This is a genomic window from Kerstersia gyiorum, from assembly GCF_004216755.1.
Lineage (GTDB): Bacteria > Pseudomonadota > Gammaproteobacteria > Burkholderiales > Burkholderiaceae_B > Kerstersia > Kerstersia gyiorum.
Window position 1 is genome coordinate 154,710 of the sequence record NZ_SGWZ01000002.1, and the last position, 16,308, is coordinate 171,017.

Here is a 16,308-nt window from a genome sequence, read left to right on the forward strand (position 1 = left end):
TTCATGCCTCGGGCAGCAATGAAAGCTTCAGAAATCCGCCAGAAATTCCTGCAGTTCTTCCAGTCCAAGGGACACACGATTGTTCCTTCGTCGTCGCTGGTGCCTGCCAATGATCCTACCCTGCTGTTTACCAATGCGGGGATGGTCCAGTTCAAAGACGTGTTCACCGGGCGGGATGCCCGTCCCTATACGCGGGCTACCTCTTCGCAGCGCTGCGTGCGTGCGGGGGGCAAGCACAATGACCTGGAAAATGTGGGTTACACCGCGCGCCACCATACGTTCTTCGAAATGCTGGGCAATTTCAGCTTCGGAGACTACTTCAAGCGTGACGCGATCCACTATGCCTGGGAATTGCTGACCAAGGTGTATGGCCTGCCGGCGGACAAGCTGTGGGTCACGGTCTACCAAGAGGATGATGAAGCCCACGACATCTGGGCCAAGGAAGTCGGCGTGCCGGTGGAACGCATCATCCGCATCGGCGACAACAAGGGTGCGCGTTATGCGTCCGACAACTTCTGGCAGATGGCCGATACTGGTCCTTGTGGCCCGTGTTCCGAGATTTTCTATGATCACGGTCCGGACGTCTGGGGCGGCCCTCCGGGGTCCCCGGAAGAGGATGGCGATCGCTACATCGAGGTCTGGAACCTCGTGTTCATGCAGTTTGATCGCGATGCTTCGGGAACGCTCAATCCCCTGCCCAAGCCTTGTGTGGATACGGGTATGGGCCTGGAGCGCATCGCCGCAGTCCTGCAGCACGTGCATTCCAACTATGAAATCGACTTGTTCCAGGCGCTGATCGCTGCAGCCGCTCGCGAAACCGGCGTGACCGACCTGGGCAACAATTCGCTCAAGGTGATTGCCGACCATATCCGAGCCTGCTCGTTCCTGATCGTCGACGGTGTCATTCCCGGCAATGAAGGCCGTGGCTATGTCCTGCGCCGCATTATTCGCCGGGCGCTGCGCCATGGCTACAAGCTTGGCCAGAACCGTCCGTTCTTCCATAAATTGGTGCCTGACCTGGTCGCGCAAATGGGCGATGCCTACCCCGAACTGGCCCAGGCGGCCGAACGGGTGGCGCAAGTCTTGCGCCAGGAAGAAGAGCGTTTCGGTGAAACGCTGGAAAACGGCATGCGTATCCTGGAAGTCGCCTTGGCGGCGGTGCCAGCAGGCAGCCCCCTGGATGGCACGACGCTGTTCACGCTGTACGACACCTATGGATTCCCGGTCGATCTCACGGCGGATATCTGCCGTGAGCGTAATGTCGAAGTCGATCTGGAAGGCTTCGAGAAAGCGATGGCGCGCCAGCGCGAGCAAGCCCGCGCGGCGGGCAAGTTCAAGGCGACCGAAGGCCTGGTCTATGACGGCGGGCAGACGCGTTTCGACGGTTATGGCCAGCTTCGTACCGAAGGCGCTGAAATCGTGGCACTGTACGTGGACGGTACATCTGTGGAACAGGTGCAGGCCGGGCAGGCTGCCGTCGTGGTGCTGGATGCCACGCCGTTCTATGCCGAAGCCGGTGGCCAGGTCGGGGATGCTGGTGAGCTGACGGCGCAGGGTGTCCGTTTTTCGGTGGAAGATACCTTGCGTATCCAGGCGGGCGTGTCCGGCCATCATGGCACGCTTGAAGAAGGCGTCCTGAAAGTTGGTGACCACGTGGATGCCCAGGTAGAAGCCGGCCGTCGCGTGCGTATCGCCCGCAATCACTCCGTGACTCACCTGATGCACAAGGCCTTGCGCGACGTGCTGGGCGGCCACGTGCAACAGCGCGGTTCGCTGGTCGACCCCCATAAGACGCGGTTCGATTTCGCCCATGACGCGCCGATGACGGCAGAGCAGGTGACGCAGGTTGAAAAACTGGTCAACGAGCAAATCTTGCTCAATGAACCGGTTGAAACCCGCATCATGGCCTATGACGATGCGGTGCAGAGTGGCGCGATGGCACTGTTCGGCGAAAAATACGGGGATACGGTGCGTGTCGTCGATATTGGTTTCTCCCGCGAATTGTGCGGTGGCACGCATGTCCGCAGCACTGGTGAAATCGGCTTCTTCAAGCTGGTCGCCGAAGGCGGCGTGGCTGCTGGCGTGCGCCGTGTCGAGGCCGTCACCGGCAGCAATGCGCTGGCTTGGGTGCAGGACCTTGATGGCAAGGTGCAGCAGGCCGCTGCGGTGCTCAAGACCCAGCCGGCGGAACTGCCTGCGCGCATCGCCCAGCTGCAGGATCAGCTGCGCAGCCTGGAAAAATCGCTGCAGCAGGCCAAGGACAAGTTGGCGGCCAGTGCAGGCAATGACCTGGCCGGCAAGGCGAAGGACATCGGCGGCGTCAAGGTGCTGGTGGAATCGCTGGGAGCCGTGGATGCCCGTTCCTTGCGCGGCACGGTGGATCAGTTGAAGAACAAGCTCGGTTCGGCCGTCGTGCTGCTGGCAGCCCAGGATGACCAGGGCAAGATCAGCCTTGTGGCCGGGGTGACGCCGGACCTCACCAGCCGCATCAAGGCGGGCGACCTGGTGGGAGAACTGGCTGGCCGCATCGGGGGCAAGGGTGGTGGCCGTCCCGATATGGCCATGGGCGGTGGCAGTGATGTCGCTGCGCTGCCTGAGGCGATCAAGGCCGCAGCTGCCTGGGTGGAAGCGAAGCTGTAAGGCGGGAACGACTGATCATGAGCGCTGTTGATCCTGAGTTCGTGCAAGAAGTGGACGCCAGCGGGCTGAAGTGCCCGCTGCCCATCCTGCGTGCCAAGAAAGCGCTGGCGCAAATGCAGGCGGATGAAGTGTTGCGGGTGGTGACCACCGATCCTGGCGCCGTTCGCGACTTCGACGCTTTCGCCAGGCAGACGGGCAATACCTTGCTGCTGCAACGCGACGAAGGGGCTCGTTGCGTGCATTACCTCAAGCGCCGCAGCGCTTGATCTGCTTCTACGCTTTGCAGCCTGGCTCATGCCGGGCTGCAGGTAAGCTGGCAGTAGCCTGGCTTGTGTAGTAGGGGTACTTGCTACCCAGATGCGGGCAGCTCCCACACATGGGGGCCTTGCTTGCCTGCCTGTTGATGGCACGGCTTCGCATCAGGCAACCCGAATGTGGAAATACGTCCGTGAAAGCGTTTCATGGATGCCATATTTGACATGGACGTCCGATGGGGCGGGTCTAGGGCTGGTGAGCGAACATCACCGTTATCCGGCCAAATCTTGCCAGCCGGGGGCCAGTATTTTCAGCTTGCTTCGATGGTTTCGGGCTGCGCGACGATGGGCAGCGCAATATGGAAGACGGCGCCGCCATCTGCGGCATTGCTGGCCCAGGCTGTGCCATGGTGCCGTTGGGCGACTGTCAGCACGAAGGCCAGGCCCAGCCCCGTACCAGGGTTGCGGATAGCCGTTCCCGTGGCGTTCTGGGTAAAGGCTTCGAACAGCGTCAGCAGGTCTTCCGGCGGCACGCCAGGCCCGCGGTCGCGGATCGTGATGACCCAGCGATGTCCGTCAGCCTCCCAGTTCAGGCCGCAATCTATGGTGGTATCCGCCGGACTGAACTTGATGGCGTTGTGCAGCAGGTTGCCGATTGCCCGGCGCAGCATGGTTGCGTCCACGCTCAGCCAGGCCGCCTGTTCCGGGGGGGGCGTCATGTTGATGCGCAACTGGCTGGCCTGGGCCAGGCTGAAAAAGTTGTCGCAGCACTCGCACAGCATGTCGTACAGGTCGGTATCGTGTGGATTCAGCGGCGCGGATTCTGCACGGGTCAGTTGCACGAAACCGTCGACCAGTTCCAGGGTCTGGCGCGCATGATTGGAGATACGCTTCAGCGTCCTGGCTTCGTCGGGGCCGGGGGATTCCTGTTGCCGCAGCTCGATCTGGGCCAGAATGGAGTTCTGCGGCGCACGCATGTCGTGGGAGAGAAAGCTCAGGCTTTGCTCGCGGCGACGCTCGATATTGCGGATCACGGAAATATCGTTCATGGCGATGACGATACCCGTGGTCTCCTGCTCTGGGGTCAGCAGCCAGGCATGTTGCAGCAGCCAGTCGGTGCCGGCGCTATCCTGGCTTTCCAGCGTATGCTCCGCTGTTTCGGGGCCTGCTTCGTTTTCATGCCCGGCGAGCCAGTTCTCCAGGCGCTCGGCCGGTAATCGTGGAAACACCGTTTGCAGCAACGGCAGGATGGGCAGGCCGAGTGCCAATGATTGTTCTCCGGGCAGGCGTTGCCAATACTGGGCGGCTGCGCGATTGAAATAACGCAGGGTGCCGTCCGGGTTGCAGATCAGTGTCGGGTCCGGTGTGGATTCCAGGCTGTTGGAAAGGAAAGCGCGCAGGTTACGCACGCGTTCCAGCGCCAGCCCGAGTTCATTGATACGTGTGTCGAGCACATGCTGGCTGACGCGCCGCTGGCGTTGCAGAATTTCGGGGAAATTCTGGTCCTCCTGGCGCAGCATGGCCAGGGTGCTGTCCAGGCTGCGCAGTGCCATTTCCTGGCTGCGCCAGCTCCAGAGTGGATAGCTGATGACAATCACCACCAATGCTGCGCCGGGTGGCACCCATATCTGGCCGTAGCGCAGCAGCAGCCAGCTACCCAGCAGGGTGGAGCCGAACGCCAGCCCGACGGCATATAAGCCATGCCGGGGTGACAGGCGGCGCAGCGCCAGGTAGAGCAGCAGGACGGGCAACAGGCCAATCAGGAAAATGCCCCAGACCGGCCAGGCTTGAATTTCCAGGCCCATCTGGCGCGACTGCACGATATTGGCCAGGATCTCCATTCCTGCCATATCCACGCCAGTCCGCGACATCGGCGTGGCAAAGTTGTCGCCCAGGCCGGTCGCCCAGGCGCCCACGATCACCAGCTTGTTCTTCCAGAAGGATGGCGGCACCTTGCCGTGCAGCACAGCGGCATAGGGCAGCATGGTGTACTGGCCGGAGGGGCCGGCATAGCGTAGCAACGCCGACTGTCCTGGCGGCGTATGATGCCTCGGTGGCTGGCCGGCTACCGTCAGCAGCACGTCTGCCAGGTGGGGGGCGTCATCCAGGCTACGCGGCATGAAGCGGCGTGCCACCCCGTCGGTATCGGGCTGCATGTTGATGTAGCCGATGCCGGTGGCAGCATCCGCCAGCTTTTGGGTGGGGGGGATGATCTGGCCGGATCTGGCATCCAGGATGCCGGGCAGCACGACATGGCCATGGCGTCGCATGGCTACCGCCAGTTGCGTATCTTCCAGCCCGCCGTAGCGGTCCGCTTCGCTGAAAATGACGTCGAAGGCCACGGCGCTGGCGCCGGCGATGCGGTCCAGCAACTGGGCGTGGGTGGTGCGCGGCCAGGGCCAGTTGCCGAGTTGCTCCAGGCTGCCGTCGTCGATGGCAATCAACACGATCTCCGGCGACGCATCGTGTTCGATGGTGCGCAGCAGATTGTCGTAGATCAGGTAGTCAATGCGCCCCAGGCCATTGAGCAGGCTAAGCCCGCCCAGCAGCAGGCTCAGGAAAAGTGCCAGTCCCCATCCGGGCAGGGCACGGCGCGAGAAGCGTGGGGCGCGTTCAGGCATGGCGCTTATGGCAGGGTTTCAGGGGAAGGCGCGAGCCGGGATGGCATGCGTCACCGGCGGCCGTGCGTCCGGGTGCCGGTGATGCTGCCAGCTGTGTCAGTGATAGACCTGCAGCACAACCACTGCACCGGTGCCCGACAGTACCGGGGCGCCATCGGAGCTGATCAGCGCGTTATTGAAACCCGTCAGGGCAACGGCACGGCTGGCCGGGCTGCGCAAACCCTGCGCATCGACGGCAATGATGCTGGCGTAGTAGCGCGGTTCGGTCAGGCGAGCCTGCAAAGGGGGCGCTGCCAGTGTCTGGCGTTCGATGATCTGGCTGCCTTGGGCGTCGTGGCTGTATTGCACCAGATAGGAAACAGCACCGGGCACCGGGGCAAAGTCCACCGTCCATTGGCCGCCTTCGGGCTGGCTGCTCAGGATGGCCGGGGCGGCCGGCAGGGCAACAATGGGATGCGAACTGCCATCGGCACTGACGCGCGTGCCATACCCCGCAGCCACGCGTCGGGAGGTGTCGGCCTGTGTGGTGGAGGGGCCTGAGGCCAGTTGTACCTGGCCGTCCAGCACTTCGTTGATGGTGCCGCTTTCATCGACGCGCACCCGAAAGCGCGTGCCGCGTACGCCTGTAATGGTTACCGGGGTGCGTACTTCGAAGCGTCCGACCCCTTCGTGCTGCGGTGATACCTCGGTTTCAAGGTCGCCCTGTTCCAAGGCGACGACGGAATCAATCAGCCCTGTGCCAGCGAATTGCTGCAGCAGTTCAACGTTGAGCTGGCTATCCTCGGGAAGCGCAACGAAACCGCCGTCCGGCAGGCGGATGGCAGCGGCGCTGCCAGCCGTGGTTTCCAGCCGTTGGCCGGTTGCCAGCGCCTGCCCATTGCTGGCAGGGGCGCCATTGACCAGCACCGTTCCCTGCACGTACTCCAGCACGGCAGTGGCTGGGAGACGCGGAATCCAGGATAACGGGATGCGCAACTGCTTGCCTATGGGCAGGCGGAATTCGTCGGCGATACGGTTGAACTCCGCAAGGGCCTTCCAGCGGCCGACATCCAGCAGATACGTGCTGGCCAGGTCGCCCAGCGTGTCGTCCTTGCGTACGTAATACAGGAAATCTTCCTTGTCAGTACCTGCCGGCTGGGCCAGGGCCACGGACGGAAGGATCGCGCAGCCCAACAGCACAAACCCGGCGGCGAGTTTCTGGCGCAAGGACAAAGCACCGGCTTGCGCCTGGTGACGAGGAAGAAAGGAGTCGGTCATGATGGAGATTCAGGATTCCGTAATGATTTCCAGGCGATAGCCCAGTGCGTAGGATGACGTCAGCCGCACGCCGTTTTCCGGCCGGAGCTGGAGTTTCTGGCGGATGTTGGACAGGTGGGTGTCCAGTGTGCGCGAAGTCGGGGGAATTTCCCGGTTCCAGACGGCATCTGCGAGCATGGCACGCGACAGCAGCTGGTCCGCCTGGCGGAAGAACAGCAGCGCCAGCTCGTATTCCTTGGGTGTCAGCACGGCAGGTGTGCCGTCCAGGGAAATCGTGCGGCTGCCGGTATCTATCGTGTAGCGGCCAAAGGTCAGCAGACCCTGTTCCGGTTCCTCGGGGTAGACGCGTCGCAGCAGGGCGCGGATGCGCGCCAGCAACTCCACCTTGCGCCAGGGCTTGGTAATGTAGTCGTCCGCACCGGATTGCAGGCCCCGGGCCAGATCGTTCTCATCCGTGCGGCTGGTCACGAAAATGATGGGCAGCGCTACGCCATGGCGGCTGCGGATCTTTTTAAGGACCTCTTCGCCATCCATATTGGGGAGGTTCCAATCCAGGATAAGCAGATCGAAGCTCTGGCTGCGCACCGCGGCCAGCATGCTGGAGCCGTCGCGGAAAAGCGTACAACGGAAGCCTGCCTGGAGTAGTGTTTGCTGCATTTGGGCGCCCTGGCTGGGATCGTCCTCGAGCACCGCGATGTGTGGTTCGCGCATGGTATCTGTTATGTTTCCTGCTGGGATAAGGGTAGGGCGGCCGGGCCTGTCAACGCTTTGCCATTGCCTTTGATGGCGCGCATAAAACGTGGGCGCACGTCGAAGGCAACCGTCTTGGGCACGAGCGGGCGCCTTCTACCGGTGAAGTGAAAAAGAATACGACTTTTCGGGCGCGCGGGCGTTACTTGGGCGTTACTTATCTATTATCCAATATTTTCGATTGTTTAGTTCTATCTGAGGCCATGTTTGTGTCTGATGCCTGAATTCCCGTAGGGCAGGCTTTTGGATCACTATATGCGACGGAAAGTTCCAAAAATTGCATCATTGATCGTTTTTTCGACGAAATTGTGCATGTTTTGACGCTTTCATGCCAGGGTGGCACAGTGTGTTTTTGTCCCTTAAGCAACACCGGGGGGGACAGCTGGGCCACATGAGCGTATAATCTTGCTTTGCGCCCGGAGTATCCTCATGCGTTTAATTCAAAAAGCGCTCACTTTCGACGATGTGCTGCTGGTGCCGGCATATTCGGAAGTGCTGCCCAGGGACACCTCCCTGACCACCCGCCTCACCCGCAACATTTCCCTCAATATCCCCTTCGTCTCGGCCGCCATGGATACCGTGACCGAAGCGCGCTTGGCCATTGCCATGGCGCAAGAGGGCGGGATTGGCATCATCCACAAGAATCTATCCATCGAAGAGCAGGCGCGTGAAGTCTCGCGTGTGAAGCGTCACGAGTTCGGTATTGTCATCGACCCCGTGACCGTCACGCCCGACATGCGTGTGCGTGATGCTGTCGCTCTGCAGGAGCAGCACGGCATTTCCGGCCTGCCGGTGGTGCAGGGCAAGGCCCTGGTCGGCATCGTCACGAACCGCGACCTGCGCTTCGAAGACCGCCTGGACCTGCCGCTGCGCGAGATCATGACGCCCAAGGAGCGTCTTGTCACCATGAACGAAGGCGCCACGCTGGATGAAGCGCAGGCCCTGATGCACAAGCATCGACTGGAACGCGTGCTCATCGTCAACGACGCATTCGAGCTGCGCGGCCTGGCAACGGTCAAGGACATCGTCAAGAACACGGCCCATCCCTTCGCCTGCAAGGACGCCCAGGGCCAGCTGCGCGTTGGCGCTGCGGTCGGCGTCGGCGGCGATTCGCAGGAACGCGTGGCCCGGCTGGTCGCGGCTGGCGTAGACGTGCTCATCGTCGACACCGCGCACGGCCACTCGGCAGGCGTGATTGAAGGCGTACGTTGGGTCAAGCAGAACTTCCCGCATGTTGACGTCATCGGCGGCAACATTGCCACCGGTGCAGCAGCGCTGGCGCTGGCCGAGGCCGGTGCGGACGGCGTCAAGGTCGGTATCGGCCCGGGTTCCATCTGCACCACGCGTATCGTCGCCGGTGTCGGCGTGCCCCAGATCACGGCGATTGCCAATGTTGCCAAGGCACTCGAAGGCACGGGCGTACCGCTCATCGCCGACGGCGGTGTGCGCTACTCGGGCGACGTCTCCAAGGCACTGGCGGCTGGCGCCTCCAGTGTCATGATGGGCGGCATGTTTGCTGGCACCGAAGAGTCGCCGGGTGAAGTCGTGCTGTTCCAGGGACGTTCCTACAAGTCCTATCGCGGCATGGGCAGCCTGGGCGCGATGAGCAAAGGCTCGGCGGACCGCTACTTCCAGGATCCCGCCAACAACGTCGACAAGCTCGTACCGGAAGGTATTGAAGGCCGCGTTCCCTACAAGGGCAGCGTCCTGGCCATCATCTACCAACTGGTGGGTGGTGTGCGTGCCTCCATGGGCTACTGCGGTTGCGCGACCATCGAGGACCTCCGCACCAAGGCCGAGTTCGTCGAGATCACGGCAGCCGGTGTGCGCGAATCCCACGTGCACGACGTGCAGATCACCAAGGAAGCCCCGAACTACCGGGCTGACTGATGTGACATGACGGCCTCCTTGAAGGAGGCTGTTTTTCTTTTCGGCGTGCGCCGCCCGGCTTGGGCGGCGGCCCGGAGCGCCAGGGAAATCCTCTTCACTGGCACAACCGACCAGACTAATTACCCTCTCTTCTTCCATGCACCAACGCATTCTGATCCTAGACTACGGTTCGCAGGTCACCCAACTGATCGCCCGCCGCGTGCGCGAGGCTGGCGTGTATTGCGAAATCCATCCTGGCGACGTCAGCAACGAATTCCTGCGCGAGCAGCAAGGCCTGGGCCTCAAGGGCATCATCCTGTCGGGCAGCCATGCCTCGGCCTATGGTGCGGATGCAATCAAGGCGCCGGATTCGGTCTTTGAGCTGGGTGTGCCGGTGCTGGGCATCTGCTACGGCATGCAGGTCATGGCGCAGCAACTGGGCGGCCAGGTCAGCTTCTCCGACCATCGTGAATTCGGCTATGCCGAAGTCCGTGCCCAGGGCCACACCAAGTTGCTCGAAGGCATCGAAGACTTCCGCGACGACGCCGGCCACGGCATGCTCAAAGTCTGGATGAGCCACGGCGACAAGGTCGTCGCGTTGCCGTCGGGCTTCGTCCTGATGGCCTCCACGCCGTCGTGCCCCATCGCGGGCATGGCTGATGAAGCGCGTGGATTCTATGCCGTGCAGTTCCATCCGGAAGTCACCCACACGGTACAGGGCCAGGCCATGTTGACGCGCTTCGTGCGCGACATCTGCGGTTGCGACGCCGACTGGAACATGCCCGACTACGTCGAGGAAGCCGTGGCCCGCATTCGCGAACAGGTCGGCAGCGACGAAGTTATCCTGGGCCTCTCCGGCGGCGTGGACTCTTCCGTCGCGGCGGCGCTGATTCACCGCGCCATCGGCGACCAGCTCACCTGCGTCTTCGTCGACCACGGTTTGCTGCGGCTGGACGAAGGCAAACAAGTCATGGACACCTTTGCGCGCAACATGGGCGTCAAGGTTGTGCACATCGACGCCAGTGATCGCTTCCTGGGCAAACTGGCCGGTGTCTCTGATCCTGAAGCCAAGCGCAAAATCATCGGCCGTGAATTCGTCGAAGTCTTCCAGGAAGAGGCCGGCAAGCTCACCAACGCCCGTTGGCTGGCCCAAGGCACCATCTACCCGGACGTCATCGAATCGGCCGCCAGCAAAACCGGCAAGGCCGTTGCCATCAAATCGCACCACAACGTAGGTGGCCTGCCCGACACGCTGCACCTCCAGCTGCTCGAGCCGTTGCGCGAACTCTTCAAGGACGAAGTGCGCAAACTCGGCGTCGCGCTGGGCCTGCCGCATGAAATGGTCTATCGCCACCCGTTCCCCGGCCCCGGCCTGGGCGTGCGCATCCTGGGTGAAGTCAAACGCGAATATGCAGACCTGCTGCGCCGCGCCGACGCCATCTTCATCGAAGAACTGCGCAACACCATCGACAAGGAAACCGGCAAAAGCTGGTACGACCTGACCTCGCAGGCCTTCACCGTCTTCCTGCCGGTGAAATCCGTAGGCGTCATGGGCGACGGCCGCACCTACGAATACGTCGTCTCCCTGCGGGCAGTGCAGACCTCCGACTTCATGACCGCAGACTGGGCAGAACTGCCGTACTCGCTGTTGAAGAAGGTATCGGGTCGCATCATTAATGAAGTGCGCGGCATCAACCGCGTGGCCTACGATGTATCGAGCAAGCCACCTGCGACGATTGAGTGGGAATGATCCCGCGTCTGGTATGACTAGGCACTACATGGCATGAAAGGTGTTGATAAGCCCGCGTAATTGCGGGCTTTTTTGTCTTTTTGGGTGGCACTGTCTGGCATTGTTCGGCAGCTTCAAGCATGATTTTTTCATGGCATCAAACTTGGTATCATGGGCTGTCGATACCATGAGTCGCGCCGATACCATGCCATGTTTGTTCACAGGGCCATGGTATTGAAAACATACAACCTATTGTTTTATATGGATTAATGTTGATTTTCGGCGTGGTTTTCAATCATGGTATCAGAATGGACATGGAGCCCCTCTGATGCTGACCGATACCAAGCTGCGCAACCTCAAGCCTCAAGACAAGCTGTACAAGGTGAATGACAGGGATGGCCTGTATGTGGCCGTCACGCCCACCGGCACCATCTCGTTCCGCTACAACTACGCCATCCACGGCAGGCAGGAGACGATCACGTTCGGGCGCTACGGCCTGGGCGGCATCACGCTGGCCGAAGCGCGTGAGCAGCTGGGTGAAGCCAAGAAGATGATTACGGCGGGCAAATCGCCAGCCAAGGAGAAGGCCCGCGACAAGGCGCGTGTCAAAGATGCGGAAACCTTCGATGCCTGGGCGCAGAAATGGCTACGTGGCTACCAGATGGCTGACTCCACCCGCGATATGCGAAGGTCAGTTTATGAGCGAGAGCTACTGCCAAAATTTGGCAAGATGAAGCTGGACGAGATCAACCATGAAGACCTGCGAGCCTTGACCGATGGCATCGTGGAGCGTGGCGCACCGGCCACAGCCGTTCATGTGCGTGAGGTCGTGCTGCAAGTCTATCGTTGGGCTATCGAGCGCGGTCAGAAGGTTGAGAACCCAGCGGAATTGGTGCGGCCAGCCAGCATTGCCCGGTTTGAACCACGCGACCGCGCGTTGACGCCGGACGAGATCGGCCTGATGTACCAGTACATCGAGCGCATCGGCACGACACCATCTATCCGCGCTGCAGCCAAGCTCTTGCTGCTGACGATGGTGCGAAAAAGTGAACTGACCAACGCCAAATGGAGCGAGATTAGCTTCAGCGAAGCGTTGTGGACGATCCCCAAGGAGCGGATGAAGCGCCGTAACCCGCATCTGGTCTTCTTGTCCCGGCAGGCGCTGGATATTTTTATCGCTCTGAAAACCTTTTCGGGCGGCTCTGAGTACGTGCTGCCGTCGCGTTACGACATCGACGCGCCGATGAGCAGCGCCACACTGAATCAGGTGCTGACGTTGACCTATAGGTTGGCGCAGAAAGAGGGCAAGTCATTGAGCAAGTTCGGCCCGCATGACCTGCGACGTACGGCCAGCACCTTGCTGCATGAGGCTGGGTATAACAGCGACTGGATAGAGAAGTGTCTGGCGCACGAGCAGCGGGGCGTGCGGGCGGTCTACAACAAGGCTGAATATCGCGAGCAGCGAGCGTCTATGTTGCAGGACTGGGCGGACATGATTGATGAGTGGGCAGGAAGGGGCGTGAGGTCCTAGAGTGCGATTGCGCAGCCTGTGAGGTTCGTTCAGGCCGGTTTGGCGTAAGGGTCAAGCTTCTTGATGGCTTCCGAGGGGGCTTTGTTGCATGCCTTGCACCATTCCACGAATTCGGCCAAGTCGATGTACTGCTCGCCTCGCTCTACCTTGGATACATAGCTCTGGCCACGATCCAGCTTGCAGGCAAGCTCTACCTGCGTGAGACCTGCGTTCATGCGGGTTTCACGAAGCAGGGTCCGTATTGCCTCGTAGACTTGACTATAGAGCATCTTTCGATGCTATAGTCTGCTTTTGAATATTCGAATTTAGACTATTTTGAGTGCCGTATGAAACCCAAAATAGTCTTGCATGGTTATCTCTTTGTTAGTGCCGAAAAATGAACAAAAAGCTCATCGTGATTATCGTGGCGGCAATTGTTGCTGTGTTGGTTGTTGTGATTAATATCGGCGATAGCGGCGGGGCAGATAGCCAGCCCACCCTGGGAACCGATTCGATGCCTGCAACGAAGGGCTTCACGCATACGGCACCAAAAAATAGCGATGCTCGGTATAAGGAGTTTTGACTGCCTGCAAGATCAATCTGCTGGTTGGTTTCCGCTGAATCATTTCAGGTTGTCATCTGGTATGGACAGGGCATAGAAAATAATGCTTCAGTCGGCTAGGCATATAGTCAGAAGTGTCTGGTCACTTCATGAACAGTTTTTGAGCGGACGGTTCCGCTGATCTCTGTTTGTGTCTTCTGATAGCGGCTGATACTGCTTGGCGTGAAGTATTTAGCTGACGGGCGATGTCTGCTTGGCTCATGCCTTGGTCCAGCAGCTCTTGGATATTGCTGATAGCTGTCCTGGGCGCTTTGACTTCCTGAAGCAGCCGATAAGCTTCGCGTCGAACATAGGCGTGCGCCTCTATATCCCAAGCCGGGAGTGCCCCGCTATTGATACCCTGCGACCAGACTGCATCCATTAGAATTTCATATTCTGCTTTGAATCTGCGGTCGCGTTGGTAGGCTCGCCGGGCTTCATCGCTTCGTCTCGGATTATGAAATTCGCAGTAAAACTTGCTCGGTTTTGCAGCAGTTTCATCTTGCCCTGGTTTCCTCGTAATCCAGGCCAGCTCGCCATGTTTCGCCCACTCCTGATATAGGGTGATTCGCTCGACACAGTCTCGAAAGCCAGTGACGGAGCGGTCATTGCGAGTCTCAATAGAATCACAGTACTTATCGTAGAGTCTGGACGCTGTTTGATGCCCCTGACTGCTCGCTAATGCTCGCTCGTATCGTTTTACGATTGCATCTGCCTTCTCTGCGGCGGCATCCCTGATTGACGGTGTCAGGCCTACGACTTTTGCATTTCCTCTGAGCAGTCGCTTGATGACCTGCGGTGAATCTAAGTTGGTTGAATATTCAGTCGTACGCCAGCAAAGCTCGCAGAAACACCATGCGTAGTGATTGCTCAGCTTGGTGCGGATGCGCTGAGATGATGTCTCGGAAAATCTGGTGATCTGCTGGTAAATAGGATCGAAGCCCTGTTTTTTCATGGTCCTGATTGCGCTGCTGTGATGTCAACTTCATTCTAACTTTTTTGCGAGTCCATACAAGCACTGGCCGGTATCGTCAGGCAACTGATTGATACGGAGTCCCAGAAAAAATGGAACGCAAAACACTGATCAACCGCAAAAAGCTCCACGCCATGATTCCATTGGCTAAGCGGACGATCTACAACATGGAGCAGCGTGGTGAATTTCCTCGACGTATTGTCTTGACCAGCCGCAATGTGGCATGGGACTTGGGCGAAATCGAGGCTTGGATTGAGGCGCGCAAGCTATCAAGTATTCCAGCACTACGTCCTGGAGTTGGCGCGTAATCACGAGCTCATGTTTACCGTGTTAAACGTGGCTCATAGCGAATGTGCGGCGGAAGAGGCACTAGCGCGGCTTGATGTAGATGACCGTGAGCAGAGCGATTTCTTTGTCGCAGACATCCTAGACCCAGCGCCGAAAAATGATGTGGTCAGCATGGAGCACCCCATATTTGCGCTGCGTGCAGGTGATATGAAGGTGCGTCGGTACGAACGCAATGGGCATACGCTAACCGTTTTTCCGGGCGCGACGGGTTGCGCGACGATCCATGACAAGGATCTTTGGATCTATTGCATCAGCCAGTTGGTTGAGGCGGGCAATCGAGGCCGTGAAATCACGACAACTGTCCGCTTCACAGCATTTGATTTCCTGACGGCGACCCATCGTGATACCAGTGGTCGCGCCTATGAACGCATGGTCGAGATGCTGCGCCGCCTGAAAGGTACGGTGGTAGAGACCAGCATCGAAACGGCAGGCCTTCGTGAACGCAACGGCTTTGGCTTAATAGAAGGGTGGCGAGTGATAGAGCGAGCACAAGACAATGGACGCATGATGGCTGTTGAGGTGGACTTGCCGAGGTGGTTATTCCGCTCAGTTCAGACAAAACGGGTGTTGACACTATCGAACGCCTATTTTCGTCTACGCAAACCCTTGGATCGGCGTATCTACGAGCTGGCACGCAAGCACTGCGGGGAGCAAGCACGCTGGCGCATAACGTTGGCGGTGCTGCATCAAAAAAGTGGCAGCACGGGCCCATTACGTCGTTTTCGCTTTGACCTGAAGATGCTCGCCGAATCTGGCAACCTGCCAGACTACTTGATGGCTGTTGACGTAAAGCGCGATATGGTCACGTTTTACGCCAATGGCCCAAAAGGCAAGTTGGCTGAGGTGAAGGACATGCTGGCTGGACGGTCGCATGCATCGCTGGCAGCGCATCAGAAGATACGTTCTCCTAGATCGAGAGGGCGCTGACTCCATGCTGACCGCTTGATGGCTCGTCCAGGTAGGTTGTTTTGGCACTGTGGATAAGCTGATTTGCCCTGTGAATCACATCGTGCTTTTAGGAACGCTAGCCTGTGGATAGTATCGTGCTTTCAGGAACGCCAGTATCGTGCCTTCAGGAACAAAAGTCTTGAATATTTAAATTGAATCAATGGTTTGCGAAACCGTAACGCGCGCGCGGTTTTAACTTTTTTATATTATTTAACGCGGCGGCCTGGCGTTGCTCCGATGTTACGCGAGGAAAAATCGCTGGCTACTTGACATTGCCTTTTACTGGCCAATGCAATGCAGTCGAACCTGTGAGTTCAGGGCTCTCGTAGCTCAAGCCTCAGGTTTGTAAAAAAGCACCAAAAGGAGGGGGGGCTGGCTATGCCTGCAATAGGGCTGTTCCCACGGGTTGAGTGGCAGCCGGTCCAGTGCGGCTTGCTCCGTGCTTGTAAGGCCTGGAGGCCTTGGCCCCCAATGTACGGATATGCCCTTGCAGTCCGGTGCAACGACCCTTTTTTGAGTTTGAAAAATAGTCTTGAGACGATATTGGCCGAATTTTTGACGTTGTTCTCGTACATTGGGGACCGTGTTGCTCCTGCCGCAAGACAGAAGCAGAAGGGACAGGTCGAATATCGCTGCGCGGATAGGTTTGTTGGATGCTCTGATCGGTTGCTCGCACGGAGGGGCCGCTAGTCGGAAGGTCAGAATATTCCATCAACCTCTGGCGAGAAGGTGATTTTCTTTTGGTGTATGCGATTTAATGCAATTTAGTGCGACGGAATGCGAGCATCCGCGAATAAATGCGAACAAA

At 59.2% G+C, this 16,308-nt stretch carries 13 protein-coding genes; 8 read left to right on the forward strand and 5 right to left on the reverse strand.

The window, feature by feature from the left end:
* Nucleotides 1–18: 18 nt before the first annotated feature.
* Together alaS and EV679_RS07025 are read left to right on the forward strand one after the other, a co-directional pair.
* Entirely contained in the window at nucleotides 19–2,640 is a 2,622-nt protein-coding gene (gene alaS, locus EV679_RS07020; RefSeq protein WP_130486843.1) for an alanine--tRNA ligase, read from the forward strand.
* A gap of 17 nt (nucleotides 2,641–2,657) precedes the next feature.
* Nucleotides 2,658–2,906 carry a sulfurtransferase TusA family protein gene (locus EV679_RS07025; RefSeq protein ID WP_068368878.1) on the forward strand — a complete coding sequence of 83 codons (249 nt, stop codon included), beginning with the start codon at nucleotides 2,658–2,660 and terminating at the stop codon, nucleotides 2,904–2,906.
* 299 nt (nucleotides 2,907–3,205) lie between these two features.
* On the opposite strand, the gene EV679_RS07030 is transcribed toward EV679_RS07025, so the two are convergent.
* The 3 genes from EV679_RS07030 to EV679_RS07040 all read right to left on the reverse strand — a co-directional run bounded on the left by EV679_RS07030 (nucleotide 3,206) and on the right by EV679_RS07040 (nucleotide 7,483).
* Nucleotides 3,206–5,515: a CHASE2 domain-containing protein gene (locus tag EV679_RS07030; RefSeq protein ID WP_068368875.1), complete on the reverse strand. Its 2,310-nt coding sequence runs from the start codon at nucleotides 5,513–5,515 to the stop codon at nucleotides 3,206–3,208.
* Between the two features lie 96 nt (nucleotides 5,516–5,611).
* On the reverse strand, nucleotides 5,612–6,772 hold the full coding sequence (locus EV679_RS07035; RefSeq protein WP_130486844.1) for a FecR family protein: 1,161 nt from the start codon (nucleotides 6,770–6,772) through the stop codon (nucleotides 5,612–5,614).
* A gap of 9 nt (nucleotides 6,773–6,781) precedes the next feature.
* Nucleotides 6,782–7,483 carry a response regulator transcription factor gene (locus tag EV679_RS07040; RefSeq protein ID WP_130486845.1) on the reverse strand — a complete coding sequence of 234 codons (702 nt, stop codon included), beginning with the start codon at nucleotides 7,481–7,483 and terminating at the stop codon, nucleotides 6,782–6,784.
* Nucleotides 7,484–7,951: 468 nt separating this feature from the next.
* Between EV679_RS07040 and guaB the strand changes: the two genes are divergently transcribed.
* The 3 genes from guaB (at nucleotide 7,952) to EV679_RS07055 (ending at nucleotide 12,651) form a co-directional block, all read left to right on the forward strand.
* Nucleotides 7,952–9,412, forward strand: coding sequence for an IMP dehydrogenase (gene guaB, locus EV679_RS07045; RefSeq protein ID WP_068368868.1), 1,461 nt, complete (start codon nucleotides 7,952–7,954; stop codon nucleotides 9,410–9,412).
* Between the two features lie 136 nt (nucleotides 9,413–9,548).
* A complete protein-coding gene (guaA, locus tag EV679_RS07050; RefSeq protein WP_130486846.1) occupies nucleotides 9,549–11,141 on the forward strand; it encodes a glutamine-hydrolyzing GMP synthase in 1,593 nt (530 codons plus the stop codon).
* A 307-nt stretch (nucleotides 11,142–11,448) separates the two neighbouring features.
* The gene (locus EV679_RS07055) at nucleotides 11,449–12,651 is read left to right on the forward strand and encodes a tyrosine-type recombinase/integrase (protein ID WP_130486847.1); all 1,203 of its coding nucleotides are present in this window, start codon (nucleotides 11,449–11,451) and stop codon (nucleotides 12,649–12,651) included.
* Between the two features lie 29 nt (nucleotides 12,652–12,680).
* On the opposite strand, the gene EV679_RS07060 is transcribed toward EV679_RS07055, so the two are convergent.
* Nucleotides 12,681–12,920 carry a helix-turn-helix domain-containing protein gene (locus EV679_RS07060; protein ID WP_130486848.1) on the reverse strand — a complete coding sequence of 80 codons (240 nt, stop codon included), beginning with the start codon at nucleotides 12,918–12,920 and terminating at the stop codon, nucleotides 12,681–12,683.
* Between the two features lie 107 nt (nucleotides 12,921–13,027).
* On the opposite strand from EV679_RS07060, the gene EV679_RS07065 reads away from it, so the two are divergent.
* Entirely contained in the window at nucleotides 13,028–13,213 is a 186-nt protein-coding gene (locus tag EV679_RS07065) for a hypothetical protein (protein ID WP_130486849.1), read from the forward strand.
* Nucleotides 13,214–13,334: 121 nt separating this feature from the next.
* On the opposite strand, the gene EV679_RS07070 is transcribed toward EV679_RS07065, so the two are convergent.
* Nucleotides 13,335–14,186, reverse strand: a complete 852-nt coding sequence (locus EV679_RS07070) for a helix-turn-helix domain-containing protein (RefSeq protein WP_130486850.1) — start codon at nucleotides 14,184–14,186, stop codon at nucleotides 13,335–13,337.
* Nucleotides 14,187–14,296: 110 nt separating this feature from the next.
* Here EV679_RS07070 and EV679_RS07075 point away from each other — a divergent pair, with 110 nt between their 5' ends.
* A complete protein-coding gene (locus tag EV679_RS07075) occupies nucleotides 14,297–14,512 on the forward strand; it encodes a helix-turn-helix transcriptional regulator (protein WP_130486851.1) in 216 nt (71 codons plus the stop codon).
* Between the two features lie 10 nt (nucleotides 14,513–14,522).
* The gene (locus EV679_RS07080) at nucleotides 14,523–15,479 is read left to right on the forward strand and encodes a replication initiator protein A (RefSeq protein ID WP_130486852.1); all 957 of its coding nucleotides are present in this window, start codon (nucleotides 14,523–14,525) and stop codon (nucleotides 15,477–15,479) included.
* Nucleotides 15,480–16,308 lie beyond the last annotated feature (829 nt).